General features: G+C 71.5%; 12 protein-coding genes. 9 read left to right on the plus strand and 3 right to left on the minus strand.

The annotated features are described in order from the left end of the window. Window position 1 precedes the first annotated feature (1 nt). Together JYK17_RS21500 and JYK17_RS21505 are read left to right on the plus strand one after the other, a co-directional pair. Window positions 2-796: an AIM24 family protein gene (locus JYK17_RS21500; protein WP_108014933.1), complete on the plus strand. Its 795-nt coding sequence runs from the start codon at window positions 2-4 to the stop codon at window positions 794-796. Between the two features lie 93 nt (window positions 797-889). Beyond that, complete coding sequence (locus JYK17_RS21505; RefSeq protein ID WP_108014932.1) at window positions 890-1,366, plus strand: MarR family winged helix-turn-helix transcriptional regulator; 477 nt, start codon at window positions 890-892, stop codon at window positions 1,364-1,366. Window positions 1,367-1,902: 536 nt separating this feature from the next. Here the strand turns inward: JYK17_RS21505 and JYK17_RS21510 are convergent. The 3 genes from JYK17_RS21510 to JYK17_RS21520 all read right to left on the minus strand — a co-directional run bounded on the left by JYK17_RS21510 (window position 1,903) and on the right by JYK17_RS21520 (window position 5,493). Continuing rightward, window positions 1,903-3,147 (minus strand): MFS transporter, encoded by a 1,245-nt coding sequence (locus JYK17_RS21510; RefSeq protein ID WP_222811015.1) that lies wholly within the window; start codon window positions 3,145-3,147, stop codon window positions 1,903-1,905. 155 nt (window positions 3,148-3,302) lie between these two features. Beyond that, window positions 3,303-4,259, minus strand: a complete 957-nt coding sequence (gene meaB / locus JYK17_RS21515) for a methylmalonyl Co-A mutase-associated GTPase MeaB (protein ID WP_108014930.1) — start codon at window positions 4,257-4,259, stop codon at window positions 3,303-3,305. A 34-nt stretch (window positions 4,260-4,293) separates the two neighbouring features. After that, window positions 4,294-5,493, minus strand: a complete 1,200-nt coding sequence (locus JYK17_RS21520) for an acetyl-CoA C-acetyltransferase (protein ID WP_108014929.1) — start codon at window positions 5,491-5,493, stop codon at window positions 4,294-4,296. 149 nt (window positions 5,494-5,642) lie between these two features. Here JYK17_RS21520 and mce point away from each other — a divergent pair, with 149 nt between their 5' ends. From mce to JYK17_RS21555, 7 genes are all read left to right on the plus strand, one after another. Further along, complete coding sequence (gene mce / locus JYK17_RS21525) at window positions 5,643-6,083, plus strand: methylmalonyl-CoA epimerase (RefSeq protein ID WP_108014928.1); 441 nt, start codon at window positions 5,643-5,645, stop codon at window positions 6,081-6,083. Window positions 6,084-6,294: 211 nt separating this feature from the next. Next, a complete protein-coding gene (gene scy, locus JYK17_RS21530; protein WP_108014927.1) occupies window positions 6,295-10,140 on the plus strand; it encodes a polarized growth protein Scy in 3,846 nt (1,281 codons plus the stop codon). A gap of 183 nt (window positions 10,141-10,323) precedes the next feature. After that, entirely contained in the window at window positions 10,324-11,259 is a 936-nt protein-coding gene (locus JYK17_RS21535) for a coiled-coil domain-containing protein (protein ID WP_108014926.1), read from the plus strand. A 123-nt stretch (window positions 11,260-11,382) separates the two neighbouring features. Then, entirely contained in the window at window positions 11,383-12,381 is a 999-nt protein-coding gene (locus JYK17_RS21540) for an ABC transporter ATP-binding protein (RefSeq protein ID WP_108014925.1), read from the plus strand. Then, a complete protein-coding gene (locus JYK17_RS21545; RefSeq protein WP_108014924.1) occupies window positions 12,378-13,148 on the plus strand; it encodes an ABC transporter permease in 771 nt (256 codons plus the stop codon). Before JYK17_RS21540 ends, JYK17_RS21545 begins: the two co-directional genes overlap by 4 nt. Window positions 13,149-13,261: 113 nt before the next feature. Then, window positions 13,262-14,488, plus strand: a complete 1,227-nt coding sequence (locus JYK17_RS21550; protein WP_108014923.1) for an ABC transporter ATP-binding protein — start codon at window positions 13,262-13,264, stop codon at window positions 14,486-14,488. Beyond that, on the plus strand, window positions 14,485-15,360 hold the full coding sequence (locus tag JYK17_RS21555; protein WP_108014922.1) for an ABC transporter permease: 876 nt from the start codon (window positions 14,485-14,487) through the stop codon (window positions 15,358-15,360). The genes JYK17_RS21550 and JYK17_RS21555 overlap by 4 nt, the downstream gene beginning before the upstream one ends. Window positions 15,361-15,371: the final 11 nt, after the last annotated feature.

A 15,371-nucleotide genomic window follows, 5' to 3' on the forward strand; every position in this document is an offset into this window, starting at 1 on the left:
CATGTACGGGGCTCCGGGCGGCGGCCCGACGGTCTACGACCCCATGACCCTGCCGGTCGACGACAACGTCAACAAGTACACCTTCTGCGTGGAGCTCAAGGGGAGCCAGTGGTTCCTGCAGAAGGGGAAGATGATCGCCTACTACGGCTCGATGGAGTTCAACGGCATCGGGCACGGCCGACTCGACCGACTTGTCCGTACGTCCTTTCATTCGCCACTGCACGCGAGCGAGTGGGTCGTGGCGGAGGGCTCGGGCAAGATGCTGCTCGCCGACCGGGCCTTCGACGTGAATTCGTACGACCTCGAAGACGGCAACCTGACCATTCGCTCGGGCAACTTGCTCGCTTTTCAGCCAAGTCTCGCTCTCAAGCAATCGATCGTGCCGGGTTTTCTGACCCTCATCGGAACCGGAAAGTTCGTGGCCGCGTCGAACGGTCCGGTGGTGTTCATGGAACCCCCGATCCGGGTGGACCCGCAGGCGCTCGTCGGCTGGGCCGACTGCCCCTCGCCGTGCCATCACTACGACCACTCGTACATGACAGGCCTGATGGGCGGTCTACGTGCGATGACGGGCCTCGGCGGGGCTTCCGGGGAGGAGCACCAGTTCGAGTTCGTGGGGGCCGGAACGGTCCTGCTCCAGTCCTCGGAGACCCTCATGGCCGAGCAGGCCACGGGGGCGGTTCCGAACGAGCCGGGAGTACCCGGTGGAGGGGCACACACAGGTCCTTCACAGCAAGCCGGCGCACCGCGCCTTCCCGGACAGCTGGGGGACCTCCAGCGTCGCTTCGGGCTGTGAGCGGTAGTCTGCGGAGTGTGACGTCGAACGTATGCGCGCCGTCACACGACCCCCCGTTAGTTCGCCTTTCAACATTTTAGGTAGACTTCATTCATGGAGACCGAGACGGCCACGCGCTGGCTGACCGATGCGGAGCAGTGCGCCTGGCGCACCCACCTGGAGGTCAACAGGCTGTTGACGTACCAGCTCGAGCGGGACCTGCAGCCGTTCGGCCTGACAATGAACGACTACGAGATCCTGGTGAACCTCTCCGAGTCGGAGGACGTACGGATGCGGATGAGCGACCTCGCGTCCGCCACCCTCCAGTCCAAGAGCAGGCTCTCCCACCAGATCACCCGGATGGAGAACGCGAACCTGGTCAGGCGCGAGAACTGCGAGTCGGACCGGCGAGGGCTCTACGCCGTGCTGACCGAGCACGGCATGGAGACGATGAAGAAGGTCGCCCCCCATCATGTGGCGTCCGTGCGCAGGCACTTCATGGACCTGCTGTCCCCCGAGGCCCTGGCGGAACTCGACAAGGCCCTCAAGCCCATCGCGCAACACCTGCGCGGCCACCGGGGACGCCCCTAGCACCGACCCGGGACCCATCCCCGCAACACGGCCATCGGCAGGCGGAGCCCAAACAGGGCCCCGCCTGCCGGCGTGTCGGGCCACGAGGGTTCCGCCGCGCCGGGCGACAGGACGTCCCGGGCGATGCGGCGTCCCGGGCGTCGGCAGGACCGATCCCCGCGCGCTCGCGGTCGCCCTCGGGCACACCGTCCCTGTCGTGGACCACGACCTCCCGCGGCGGCTGGTGCAGCGTCCTCGCGGGGGCTCGCGCCCCCAGCAGAGCCACCATCCCTGCCGCCGCAAAGCACAGGGCCGTCGGCAGGGCGCTGACCAGGAGAGCGGCTGCGGTGGCGAAGACCGCAAGCGACGGCCGACGGACGTCACGCGGCGGCGGAGGCGGTGGCGACCTCGCGCAGCGCGGTGCAGCGTCCTCCCGGTGGCCGAGGCCATTAGCGGGGCCGCCGCTTCCTTTCGGCGCACAGCACGCCGCGATCGGCAGCCCGACCACCAAGAGCCCGGCTCCTGGGGCGACGAGCAGAAGCGACGACCGACGATCGTCACGCGGCGGCGGACGTCGGGGCGACCTCCTGCCGCGGCCGGTGCCGTCCCCTGGCCGTGGCCACGGCCGTGAGCAGGGCCGCCGCGCCCGCCGCCGTGAAGCACAGGGCCGTCGATACCCCGCCCAGCGAAAGCCCAGCTGCGGCTGAACCCGCTGTGCTGCCTGCGTTTACGGCTGTGTTGACCCAGGCCCCGGCTCGTACGCGGGTTTCGGGGGGCGCCGTGTCGTCGGCGGTGAGGTAGGCGGTGGTCAGGGCCGGGGCTACGAAGAAGCCGGCGGCTGCGAGTGTGAGTGCGAGTGTGACGAGGTCGGGGGCGAGGGCCGCGCAGAGGAGGGCCGTGCCCAGGCCGGCGACCATCAGCGGGAGCCGGGCGCCCGCCGGGGCGCGCCAGGGGACGGCTCCGTTCAGCAGGCCGCCCACGGCGCTCCCGGCCGACAGGGCCGCCAGCGTCCAGGCCACGGCGTCGTCGCCGTAGTGCCGCTGCCCGGCGAAGGCCACGACCACGAGGTCGACGGCCCCCAGGGCGAGGCCCACGCCGGCGGCGCCGACGACGGGCCGGAGGATGCCGCGCAGCGTCCCTCGCGGGGCGGCAGCGCGCCGCTCACCCGTCTTCCGTCCGGCGGGACGCATCCCCCGCACGGCGGGCGAGCTCACGAACCCGGCGGTCCCGGCTGCCATCAGGCACGTACCGAGGACGATCCCGGCCGACGGCGGGGTGAGGCCCACGAGCACGCCGACCGCCAACGGCCCGGAAACGAAAAGGAGTTCCTCGGCGACCCCGTCCAGGCTGTATGCGCGCTGCAGCAGCGCCCGGTCCGGGGCGAGCCCGCTCCACACGGCCCGCATGGTCGGTCCCAGCGGAGGCGTGCAGGCACCGGCCGCGGCAGTCACGGCGCCCACGACGAGCGGTGAGGCGGACCCCGGGCGCCATACGAGCGCCGTCAGCAGGCCGAGCAGCGCGCAGTAGGCGCCCGCCATCGGGACGAGCGCGCGGCGCGGCCCGTGACGGTCGATCAGGGCCGCCCTCGCGGGCGACAGGAAGACGCTGGTGCCGCCGAACAGGGCCATGACGGTGCCCGCCACCGCGTACGACCCGGTGGCCCGGGTCACGGCGAGCATCACGGACAGGGGGACGATTCCGTACGACAGTCTGCCGAGCAGGGCCGCCGCGAAGGTGCGGCGGGCGTACGGGATTTGGAGGACGGCGGCGTACGACGGCCGTACAACTGGTGTGCAAGACACGGGAGTTCCTCGACTCGAGGCGAAAAGGGGACATCGGATCGCCGCGCGGGCCGTACAGCACGGTCGCGCGGGCTCGGATGTGCCCTATGCCATGAGGAGGTACATGTCGTTCAACGTAGCAGCGGCGGCCGGGAGTCGGCCACGGCAATCCCGCGTCAGCTCTGCGTCAGCCCCGCCACCAGCTCGTCCGCCGCGCGGTACGGGTCCAGTTCGCCGCCCACGATGCGCTCCGCGAGCGCGCTCAGCCGGCGGTCGCCGTGCAGGTCGCCGATGCGCTCGCGCAGGGCCGTGACCGCGATGGTCTCGACCTCGCGGGCGGCGCGGGCGAGCCGCCGCTCGGCCAGCACACCGCGCTCCTCCATCCAGGCGCGGTGCTTCTCCAGCGCCTCGACGACCTCGTCGACACCCTCCGCGCGGGCGGCGACCGTCTTGACGATCGGGGGGCGCCAGTCGCCGGGCCCGCGGGACTCGCCCAGGCCCAGCATGTGGTTCAGCTCGCGAGCGGTGGCGTCGGCGCCGTCGCGGTCGGCCTTGTTGACGACGTAGACGTCACCGATCTCCAGGATTCCGGCCTTCGCCGCCTGGATCCCGTCGCCCATGCCGGGCGCCAGCAGGACGACGCTGGTGTCGGCCTGGGAGGCGATCTCCACCTCCGACTGGCCCACCCCCACCGTCTCGACCAGGATGACGTCGCAGCCCGCCGCGTCCAGCACCCGGATCGCCTGCGGCGCGGACCACGCGAGGCCGCCCAGATGGCCCCGGGTGGCCATCGAGCGGATGTAGACGCCGGGGTCGGAGGCGTGCTCGGACATCCGCACACGGTCGCCGAGCAGGGCGCCCCCGGAGAACGGCGAGGACGGGTCGACGGCCAGGACCCCGACCCGCCTGCCCTGCCTGCGGTACGCCGTCACCAGCGCCGAGGTCGAGGTGGACTTGCCGACGCCCGGGGAGCCGGTCAGGCCGACCACGTACGCGTTCCCGGTCAGCGGCGCCAGCGCCTCCATGACCTCCCGCAGCTGCGGGGACGCCCCCTCGACCAGCGAGATCAGCCGGGCCACGGCCCGCGGCCGGCCTTCCCTGGCCTGGGTCACCAGGGTGGAGACGTCCTGCATCACAGCTCCGTTCAGAGGTTCGCTTACCGAGGCCTCAGGCCTTGGTCACTCGCACGATCAGTGCATCACCCTGACCGCCGCCACCGCACAGCGCGGCCGCGCCCACACCGCCGCCCCGCCGCTTCAGCTCCAGCGCCAGGTGCAGCACCAGACGGGCGCCGGACATGCCGATGGGGTGACCGAGGGCGATGGCGCCGCCGTTGACGTTCACCTTTTCCGTGGAGATCCCGAGGTCCTTCATTGACTGCACGGCCACGGCGGCGAAGGCCTCGTTGATCTCGACGAGGTCGAGGTCGGAGACCTCCAGGCCCTCCTTCTTCAGGGCGTGCAGGATCGCGTTGGACGGCTGGGACTGGAGGCTGTTGTCCGGACCGGCCACGTTCCCGTGGGCGCCGATCTCGGCGATCCACTCGAGCCCCAGCTCCTGCGCCTTGGCCTTGCTCATCACGACCACGGCCGCCGCACCGTCCGAGATCTGCGAGGCGGTACCGGCGGTGATCGTGCCGTCCTTGGTGAACGCCGGGCGCAGCTTGCCCAGGGACTCGGCGGTGGTGTCGCCGCGGATGCCCTCGTCCTTGCTGAAGACGACCGGCTCGCCCTTGCGCTGCGGGATCTCCACCGGGGTGATCTCGGCCTCGAAGACGCCGTTCTTCTGGGCGGCGGCCGCGCGCTGGTGGGACAGGGCGGCGATCTCGTCCTGCTCGGCGCGCCCGATGCCCAGGCGCGTGTTGTGCTTCTCGGTCGACTCGCCCATGGGGATGTTCTCCCACGGGTCGGTCAGGCCGTCGTACGCCATGGCGTCGAGCATCTCGATCGCGCCGTACTTGAAGCCCTCGCGGGACTTCGGCAGCAGGTGAGGCGCGTTGGTCATGGACTCCTGGCCGCCGGCGACGATCACGTCGAACTCGCCGGCGCGGATCAGCTGGTCGGCGAGCGCGATGGCGTCGAGGCCGGACAGGCAGACCTTGTTGACGGTGAGCGCCGGGACGCTCATCGGGATGCCGCCCTTGACGGCCGCCTGGCGGGCCGGGATCTGCCCCGCACCGGCCTGCAGCACCTGGCCCATGATGACGTACTGGACCTGGTCGCCACCGATCCCCGCACGGTCGAGGGCGGCCTTGATCGCGAAGCCGCCGAGGTCGGCCCCGGAGAAGGACTTGAGCGAGCCGAGCAACCGGCCCATGGGCGTACGCGCGCCCGCGACGATCACCGAGGTGTTCGTTCCAGATGACATGAGCTGCGATCCCCTTACCGGCTGCACAGCCGAGGAGTGAACGAGGGTTTACTTCGAATGTACTGAGTGGCACTCCGTGCCGTCACCCGGCCGTCGATGTGATCGCTGGCACGTTGCGCAACCATACGAAGCGCGCTGCACTGACACACATGCTGACGCGAATCGACCACATCGGGATCGCCTGCTTCGACCTCGACAAGACCGTCGAGTTCTACCGGGCCACCTACGGCTTCGAGGTGTTCCACTCCGAGGTCAACGAGGAGCAGGGCGTGCGCGAGGCCATGCTCAAGATCAACGACACCTCCGACGGCGGCGCCTCGTATCTGCAGCTCCTGGAGCCGACGCGGCCGGACTCGACCGTCGCGAAGTGGCTCGACAAGAACGGCGAGGGCGTCCACCACATCGCCTTCGGCACGGCCGACGTGGACGCCGACGCCGCCTCCGTGAAGGAAAAGGGCGTCCGCGTCCTGTACGAAGAGCCGCGACGCGGCTCCATGGGGTCACGGATCACGTTCCTGCACCCCAAGGATTGCCATGGCGTACTGACAGAACTGGTCACTTCGGCGCCTGTTGAGTCACCTGAGCACTGACCCTCGTACATATGGGCCGGTAGGGTTGGGGGCGGTCGCTCCTCGAACCGGGGTGGCCACATGCCGGGGTCCGGGTTTCGGGGGGCGAGCGTCGGGGCAGCAGCCCATGCTCCGCCGTTGATCTGACACCATTCCCCCGGGGGCCCCGTCCGTCGGACGGACGGAGCTCGTTTGGCCAGACTTGCGACCAGGGGACGGATGGGACCGCGCAGTGCGGGGCTACGAACGCCAGGAGCGAGAGCCGGCGGCTGACGTCGACCACCTCTCTCGGTTCGAGGCCGAGATGGATCGGCTGAAGACCGAGCGGGAGAAGGCGATCCAGCACGCCGAGGACCTCGGCTACCAGGTCGAGGTGCTGCGCGCCAAGCTGCACGAGGCGCGCCGCACCCTCATGTCCCGGCCCTCCTTCGACGGCGGTGACATCGGCTACCAGGCCGAGCAGTTGCTCCGCAACGCCCAGATGCAGGCCGACCAGCTGCGTCAGGACGCAGAGCGCGAGCTGAGCCAGGTGCGCGCGCAGACCCAGCGCATCCTCCAGGAGCACGCCGAGCAGGCCGCCCGGCTGCAGGCCGAGCTGCACCAGGAGGCGGTCACCCGCCGCCAGCAGCTGGACCAGGAGCTCGCCGAGCGCCGCCAGACCGTCGAGTCGCATGTCAACGAGAACGTGGCGTGGGCCGAGCAGCTGCGCGCCCGCAGCGAGTCCCAGGCCCGCCGGCTCCTGGAGGAGTCCCGCGCCGAGGCCGAGCAGGCCATGGCCGCGGCGCGCGCGGAGGCCGAGCGGCTGACCACCGAGGCCCGCGAGCGCCTGACGAACGACGCCGAGGCGGCCCGCGCGGAGGCCGAGCAGATCCTGCGCCGGGCCCGCACGGACGCCGAGCGGCTCCTCAACGCCGCCTCCACCCAGGCGCAGGAGGCCACCGACCACGCCGAGCAGCTGCGCACCTCCACCGTCTCGGAGTCGGACAGCGCACGGCGCCAGGCGCAGGAGCTGAGCCGGGCCGCCGAGCAGCGGATGGCGGAGGCCGAGGAGGCGCTGCGCAAGGCGCAGGCCGAGGCCGACAAGCTGATCACCGAGGCCACGGCGTCCGCCGAGAAGGCGCTCGCCAGCGCCGAGTCGGCGAACGAGCAGCGCACGCGCACGGCGCGCGAGCAGGTCGCCCGGCTGGTCGAGGAGGCCACCAAGGACGCCGAGGCCACCCGGTCCGCCGCCGAGGAGGTCGTCGCCGACGCCCGCGCCCAGGCCGAGCGGATCGTCGCCGAGGCCTCCGAGAAGGCCCGCACGATCACCGCCGAGGAGAGCGCGACCCAGCTGTCGAAGGCGGCCAAGACCGCCGAGGACGTCCTCAACAGGGCGCAGGAGGACGCGCGGAACACCACGAAGGCCGCCGCCGAGGAGGCCGAGCGGATCCGCGCCGAGGCCGAGGCGGAGGCGAACCGGCTGCGCTCCGAGGCGCAGGACATCTCCGAGCAGCTCAAGGGTGCGGCCAAGGACGACACCAAGGAGTACCGCGCCAAGACGGTCGAGCTGCAGGAGGAGGCCCGCCGGCTGCGCGGCGAGGCCGAGCAGCTGCGTGCCGACGCGGTCGCCGAGGGCGAGAAGATCCGCGCGGAGGCCCGCAAGGAGGCCGTCCAGCAGATCGAGGAGGCTGCGAAGACCGCCGAGGAGCTGCTGGCCAAGTCCCGGCAGGACGCCGACGAGCTGCGCCAGAAGGCGACGACGGACAGCGAGAAGGTCCGCACCGAGGCCATCGAGCGGGCGACGACGCTGCGCCGGCAGGCCGAGGAGACGCTGCAGCGCACCCGGCAGGAGGCCGAGCGGCACCGCGAGGAGGTCGTCGAGCAGTCCGAGGGCATCAAGGCCGACGCCGAGCGGGCCGCACGCGAGCTGCACGAGGAGACCGAGCGGGCGATAGCGGCCCGTCGCGCGGAGGCCGCCGACGAGCTGACGCGGCTGCACACCGAGGCCGAGGAGCGCCTCGCCGCCGCCGAGCAGGCGCTGACGGAGGCCCGCGAGGAGGCGTCACGCATCCGCCGCGAGGCCGCCGAGGAGACCGAGCGGCTGCGTACCGAGGCCGCCGAGCGGATCCGCACGCTGCAGCAGCAGGCCGAGGCGGAGGCCGAGCGGCTGCGCAACGAGGCCGCCTCGGACGCCTCCGCGTCCCGCGCCGAGGGCGAGGCCGTCGCCGTACGGCTGCGTTCGGAGGCCGCCTCGGAGGCCGAGCGGCTGAAGGCGGAGGCGCAGGACACCGCCGACCGGATCCGGTCGGAGGCCCAGGCGGCCGCCGAGCGGCTGGCCACGGAGACCACGGAGACGCTGGCCGCCGCCCAGGAGGAGGCCGAACGGCGCCGGCGCGAGGCGGAGGAACTCCTCGGCGCCGCGCGCACCGAGGCCGACCAGGAGCGGGAGCGGGCCCGCGAGCAGAGCGAGGAGCTGCTGGCCTCGGCGCGCAACCGCGTCGAGGAGGCGCAGACCGAGGCGGTCCGGCTGGTCGAGGAGGCCGACCGGCGCGCGAACGAGATGGTCTCGGCGGCCGAGCTGCACGCCCAGCAGGTACGGGACTCGGTGTCCGGGCTGCACGAGCAGGCGCAGGAGGAGATCACCGGGCTGCGCAGCGCCGCCGAGCACGCGGCCGACCGCACCCGGCGCGAGGCCCAGGAGGAGGCCGACCGGGTCCGCGCCGACGCCTACGCCGAGCGCGAGCGGGCCAGCGAGGACGCGGGCCGGCTGCGGCGCGAGGCCGCCGGGGAGACGGAAGCGGCCAAGTCGCTTGCCGAGCGCACCGTTTCGGAGGCGATCGCGGAGGCGGAGCGGCTGCGCTCGGAGGCGGCCGAGCACGCCCAGCGGGTGCGCACGGAGGCCTCGGACGCGATCGCGGAGGCCGACGAGGCGGCGACACGCACCCGGGCCGAGGCCCGCGACGACGCCAACCGCATCCGCTCGGACGCGGCCACGCAGGCCGACACCCTGATCACCGAGGCACGCAACGAGGCCGAGCGGCTCACCACGGAGACGGTCACCGAGGCGGACCGGCTGCGGGCCGAGGCGGTCGCCAAGGCGGAGAAGCTCATCGCGGACGCCACCGGGGACGCGGAGCGGCTGCGCGCCGAGGCCGCCGAGGCCGTCGGCTCCGCCCAGCAGCACGCGGAGCGGGTCCGCAGCGAGGCCGACCGGCTGCGCGCCGAGGCGGAGGCGGAGGCCGAACGGCTCGTCAACTCCGCGCGCGAGGAGGCCGACCGGACGCTGGACGAGGTCCGCAAGGAGGCCAGCAAGCGGCGCCAGGACGTGGCCGAGCAGGTCGACAAGCTCATCACGGAGACCACGGCCGAGGCCGACAAGCTGCTGACCGAGGCTCAGCAGCAGGCCCACAAGACCACCGCCGACGCCGAGGCACAGGCCGACACCATGGTGGGCGCGGCCCGCACCGAGGCCGACCGCCTGGTGGCCGAGGCGACGGTCGAGGGCAACGCACGGGTGGAGAAGGCCCGTACGGACGCGGACGAACTGCTCGTCGGCGCGCGCCGGGACGCCACCTCGATCCGTGAGCGGGCCGAGGAGTTGCGGGACCGCATCACGGGCGAGATCGAGGCGTTGCACGAGCGGGCCCGCCGGGAGTCGGCCGAGACGATGAAGTCGGCGGGCGACCGCTGCGACGCGCTCATCAAGGCCGCCGAGGAGCAGCTGGCCAAGGCGCAGGCGAAGGCCAAGGAGCTGGTCTCGGAGGCCAATTCGGAGGCCGGCAAGGTCCGTATCGCCGCCGTGAAGAAGGCCGAGGGGCTCCTGAAGGAGGCCGAGCAGAAGAAGTCGGCGCTCGTGAAGGAGGCCGAGGAGCTCAAGGCGGAGGCGGTCCTCGAGGCCAAGCGCACGGTCGAGGAGGGCAAGCGTGAGCTGGAGATCCTGGTGCGCCGCCGCGAGGACATCAACGCCGAGATCTCCCGTGTCCAGGACGTGCTGGAGGCGTTGGAGTCCTTCGAGGCCCCCGGGGCGGGCAAGGACGGTGGCGTCAAGGCCGGAGCCACGGTCGGCGCCCCTCGTTCGGGTAAGCCGTCGGACAGTTGATCGACAGGCCCGCATCCGGTGCCGTCTGGGGCCTTTGACCGAGTTTTTGGCAAGTGGTCCGCCGGCTAGCCACTCAAAAGGGGTGTCATTCTCCAGATCAAACACGTATCCGCTCGATGACACACCGCTTCGGCCCCTAGGATTCCCCCTATCACCTCACCGGTCTCAGTTGACAGGAACCCCATGAGCGACACTTCCCCCTACGGCTTCGAGCTTGTGCGGCGTGGGTACGACCGCGCTCAGGTGGACGAACGGATCTCGAAGCTCGTCTCCGACCGTGACAGTGCCCTCGCCCGTATCACCGCTCTGGAAAAGCGCATCGAGGAGCTCCACCTCGAGACGCAGAACGCCCAGGCTCAGGTGACCGACGCCGAGCCGTCGTACGCCGGTCTCGGCGCGCGTGTCGAGAAGATCCTCCGCCTCGCCGAGGAGGAGGCCAAGGATCTGCGCGAGGAGGCCAGGCGCGCGGCCGAGCAGCACCGCGAACTCGCCGAGTCGGCGGCCCAGCAGGTCCGCAACGACGCAGAATCGTTCGCGGCGGAGCGCAAGGCCAAGGCCGAGGACGAGGGCGTCCGGATCGTCGAGAAGGCCAAGAGCGACGCCTCTCAGCTGCGTTCCGAGGCGCAGAAGGACGCGCAGTCCAAGCGCGAGGAGGCGGACGCCCTCTTCGAGGAGACCCGCGCCAAGGCCGCCCAGGCCGCGGCCGACTTCGAGACGAACCTCGCCAAGCGCCGCGAGCAGTCCGAGCGCGACCTGGCGTCCCGTCAGGCCAAGGCCGAGAAGCGCCTGGCCGAGATCGAGCACCGCGCCGAGCAGCTGCGCCTGGAGGCCGAGAAGCTGCGCACGGACGCCGAGCGCCGCGCCCGCCAGACGGTGGAGACGGCCCAGCGCCAGGCCGAGGACATCGTGGCCGACGCCAACGCCAAGGCCGACCGCATCCGTTCGGAATCCGAGCGCGAGCTGGCCGCCCTCACCAACCGCCGCGACAGCATCAACGCCCAGCTGACGAACGTCCGCGAGATGCTCGCGACGCTCACGGGCGCCGCGGTGGCCGCCGCCGGCACGCCGACCGAGGACGAGCCGATCACCCGTGGGGTTCCTGCCCAGCAGTCCCGGTAACACCGCCTGACGGCAACGCGAAGGGTCCGCACCCTCTCCCCCGAACGGTGCGGGCCCTTCGTCGTGCGACTCTGTTTGGCCGTACGGGTGGCAGGGGCCCAACCCGGGTCTTAGCGTGGCCGCATGATCGAGCTGGAGGGCCTGACCAAGCGGTACGGCGAGAAGCTGGCGGTCGACGACCTCACCTTCACCGTCAGACCCGGCATGGTGACCGGGTTCCTCGGCCCGAACGGGGCCGGCAAGTCCACCACCATGCGCATGATGCTGGGCCTCGACCGGCCCACCGCCGGGGACGTCCGGATCGACGGGCAGCACTACGACCGGCTCAAGGACCCGCTGAAGTACATCGGCGCCCTGCTCGACGCCAAGGCCATGCACGGCGGCCGCAGCGCCCGCAACCACCTGCTGTGCCTCGCGCAGAGCAACGGCATCCCCGGCCGCCGGGTGGCCGAGGTGCTCGACACGGTGGGCCTGACGGCCGTCGCCCGCAAGAAGGCCAAGGGGTTCTCGCTCGGCATGGGGCAGCGGCTCGGCATCGCGGGCGCCCTGCTCGGCGACCCCCGGATCCTGATGTTCGACGAGCCCGTCAACGGCCTCGACCCCGAGGGCATCCACTGGATCCGCAATCTGATGAAATCGCTCGCGGCGCAGGGTCGCACCGTCTTCGTCTCCTCCCATCTGATGAGCGAGATGGCGCTGACCGCCGACCACCTCGTCGTCATCGGACAGGGGCGGCTGCTCGCCGACACCTCCATGGCCGACTTCATCGCGCAGAACTCGCGGTCGTACGTCCGCGTGCGGACCCCGCAGCGCGAGCGGCTGCTCGATGTGCTGCACCTGGCCGGTGTCACCGTCGTCGAGTCCGGCAGCGGTGTGCTGGAGGCGGACGGCGGCAGCGCCGAGCAGATCGGCGAGCTGGCCGCGCAGCACCAGATCGTGCTGCACGAGCTGAGCCCGCAGCAGGCCTCGCTGGAGGAGGCGTTCATGCAGCTGACCGCGGGGTCGGTGGAATACCACGCGCACACGGACGCCCCCTATGACGTGCCGCCGCCCGCCGCGCAGCAAGCGCAGCAGCCGCAACCGCGGCAGTGGGGCGACGACTGGAACAGGAGCAGGCGATGACCGCGGCCCAGGTCGTACAGTCCGAGTGGACCAAGATCCGGTCGGTGGCGTCCACGGTGTGGACGCTCTCCCTCGCCGTGGTCGTCACCGTTGCGCTCGGCATGTTGATCTCGGCGCTGTCGAGCAACGAGTTCGACAACATGAGCACGAAGGACCGGCTCTCCTTCGACCCGACCTTCATCAGCTTCGCCGGGATGAGCCTCGGCCAGCTCGCGATGATCGTGTTCGGGGTGCTGGTCGTCTCGAACGAGTACAGCACCGGCATGATCCGCACCTCGCTGGCCGCCGTGCCGCAGCGCGGCACCTTCCTGTTCAGCAAGATCGCCGTGGCGACCGCGCTCGCCCTGGCCGTCGGGCTGGTCACCAGCTTCGTCGCGTTCTTCCTCGGACAGGCGATGCTCGGCTCGCACCGCGCCGAGATCGGCGATCCGCACGTGCTGCGTGCCGTGATCGGCGGCGGTGTCTACATGACCCTCATCGCGGTCTTCTCCATGGGCGTCGCCGCGATGCTGCGCTCGCCGATGCTGTCGCTGGGCATCCTGATGCCGTTCTTCTTCCTGATCTCCAACATCCTGGGCAACGTCGACGCGACGAAGAAGATCGGCCGGTACCTGCCCGATCAGGCCGGCAGCAAGATCATGCAGGTGATCACGCCGATCGACGACGACACCCCCTACGGCCCCTGGGGCGGCCTCGGGATCATGGCGCTGTGGGTGATCGCCGTGCTCGTCGGCGGTTACGTGTTGCTGAAGCGCCGCGACGCGTGAACGGGGCCGGTCTTTTACCTCCTCTTGAGCGGAACCGTCAGCGCATGGATATCCTCCTAACCCTTACGGGGGCGTGTGCCCCGCTGTCCTGATCCTTTCGATGGGTGCGGAGCATGATCGAGGCTGTCGGCCTGACCAAGCGCTACGGCGACAAGACCGCCGTGTACAACCTTTCCTTCCAGGTGCGACCGGGTGCCGTCACCGGGTTCCTCGGGCCCAACGGCTCGGGCAAGTCGACGACGATGCGGATGATCCTCGGCCTGGACAACCCCACGGCGGGGCAGGTGACGATCGGCGGCTACCCGTACCCCAAACTCCCCAACGCCCCCCGCCAGGTGGGCGCGCTGCTCGACGCCAAGGCCGTGCACGGCGGCCGCAGCGCCCGCAACCACCTGCTGTCCCTGGCCCAGCTCTCCGGGATCCCGGCCCGCCGGGTCGACGAAGTGCTGGGCGTGGTCGGGCTCCAGGACGTGGCCAGAAGGCGCTCCAAGGGGTTCTCGCTCGGCATGGGGCAGCGGCTGGGCATCGCCGCCGCGCTGCTCGGCGACCCGCAGGTGCTGCTCTTCGACGAGCCGGTCAACGGCCTCGACCCCGAGGGCATCCTCTGGGTGCGCAATCTGATGAAGGCGCTGGCCGCGGAGGGCCGCACCGTCTTCGTCTCCTCCCATCTGATGAGCGAGATGGCGCTGACCGCCGACCACCTCATCGTGATCGGGCGCGGCCAGCTGCTCGCCGACATGAGCATCAAGGACTTCATTTCGGCCAACTCCGCCGACTTCGCGCGCGTACGCACCCCCGACAGCGAACCGCAGCTGCGCGAGAAGCTGACGTCCGCGCTGACCGAGGCGGGCGGTCACGTGCTGCCCGAGCAGGACGGCGCGCTGCGCATCACGGGACTGCCGCTCCCGCGCATCAGCGACATCGCGCACGACGCCGACGTACGCCTGTGGGAGCTGTCGCCGCACCAGGCCTCGCTGGAGGAGGCGTACATGCGCATGACGCAGGGGGCCGTCGACTACCGCTCGACGATCGACCAGAAGGAGGGGCTCATGCAGCCCCTGCCGCCGGGCGCGCAGCCGCCGATGCCGGTGCCCGGGCAGGGCCAGCCCGACTGGTACGCCCCGCCGCCGCCCCAGCAGGGCGGGCAGCCGTTCGCGATGCCGCAGGGCCAGGGCCCGTACGCCGGCGCCGGACAGCCCCAACCGGGGCCCTACGGCGCCCCGTCGGCGCCCGGCGCGGACGGCAGCAACCCGTACGCCCAGCCGGCGCCCGCCGCGCCCCAGGCGCCCCAGCAGCCGCCTGCCCCCGCCGACCTGACCAAGCCCGAGGACGCCCGATGAGCACGCCCCAGCCCCCGATGCCGCAGACCGCCCCGCCCGACCTGCAGGCGGCGGCGCCCGGTTCGCCGTATCCCGGCTACACCTCGCCGATCCCCGTCGTACGCACGCACCTCGGGCACGCGATCGCCTCGGAATGGACGAAGATCAGGTCGGTGCGCTCCACGATGTGGACGCTCGGGGTGTTCGTGCTGCTCGTGGTGGGCATCGGTCTGCTGACCGCCTCGCTGCTCGCCTCGAACGAGTCGGAGGGCAGCCTGAGGGGCGAGAACCCGCTCTCCTTCGGCGTCTTCGGACTGCTCCTCGGCAGCATGTGCATCATCACGCTCGGCGTGCTGACCACCGCCTCCGAGTACGGCACCGGCATGATCCGGACCACGATGACCGCGTGCCCCTCGCGGCCGCGGGTGCTGGCGGCGAAGGCAATCGTGTTCTTCGCCGTGTCCTTCGTCGTCACCTTCGTCTCGGTGCTGCTCGTCGCCCTCGCGGACGTGGCCCTGCTGGACGGCGCCAGGACTCCGAGCAACTCGGAGTGGCTGAAGGGCACGCTCGGCATCTCGCTCTACGTCGCGCTGATCGGGCTGCTCTCGCTCGTCGTCGGCTCGGTGATCCGGCACTCGGCGGGCGCCATCACCCTCATGATCGGCCTGGTGCTGGCGCCGCTGGTGATCGCGCTCTTCATGGTCTCCTCGGCGCTCGAGGACCTGCGCCAGGCGCTGTTCGACTACTCGATCCCGAACCAGCTCGGCGTCTTCTACACCAACTCCCTCAGCGACTCGGGCCCGACCGGCTGGGACCCGCTGTGGATCGCCCTGGGCGTGACGGCCGCGGCGTTCGCCGGAGCGGTCGCGCTGCTGCAGAAGCGGGACGTGTAGCGACGCGCGGC

It is taken from the genome of Streptomyces plumbidurans (assembly GCF_019857225.1).
In the GTDB taxonomy this organism is placed as follows: Bacteria; Actinomycetota; Actinomycetes; order Streptomycetales; family Streptomycetaceae; genus Streptomyces; species Streptomyces plumbidurans.

Excerpts from the sequence above, each read along its gene's own strand:
- JYK17_RS21500 (WP_108014933.1), top strand. The coding sequence starts at position 2 with ATGTACGGGGCTCCGGGCGGCGGCCCGACGGTCTACGACCCCATGACC.
- JYK17_RS21505 (WP_108014932.1), top strand. The coding sequence starts at position 890 with ATGGAGACCGAGACGGCCACGCGCTGGCTGACCGATGCGGAGCAGTGC.
- meaB (WP_108014930.1), bottom strand. The coding sequence starts at position 4,259 with ATGCAGGACGTCTCCACCCTGGTGACCCAGGCCAGGGAAGGCCGGCCG.
- JYK17_RS21520 (WP_108014929.1), bottom strand. The coding sequence starts at position 5,493 with ATGTCATCTGGAACGAACACCTCGGTGATCGTCGCGGGCGCGCGTACG.
- mce (WP_108014928.1), top strand. The coding sequence starts at position 5,643 with ATGCTGACGCGAATCGACCACATCGGGATCGCCTGCTTCGACCTCGAC.
- JYK17_RS21535 (WP_108014926.1), top strand. The coding sequence starts at position 10,324 with ATGAGCGACACTTCCCCCTACGGCTTCGAGCTTGTGCGGCGTGGGTAC.
- JYK17_RS21540 (WP_108014925.1), top strand. The coding sequence starts at position 11,383 with ATGATCGAGCTGGAGGGCCTGACCAAGCGGTACGGCGAGAAGCTGGCG.
- JYK17_RS21545 (WP_108014924.1), top strand. The coding sequence starts at position 12,378 with ATGACCGCGGCCCAGGTCGTACAGTCCGAGTGGACCAAGATCCGGTCG.
- JYK17_RS21550 (WP_108014923.1), top strand. The coding sequence starts at position 13,262 with ATGATCGAGGCTGTCGGCCTGACCAAGCGCTACGGCGACAAGACCGCC.
- JYK17_RS21555 (WP_108014922.1), top strand. The coding sequence starts at position 14,485 with ATGAGCACGCCCCAGCCCCCGATGCCGCAGACCGCCCCGCCCGACCTG.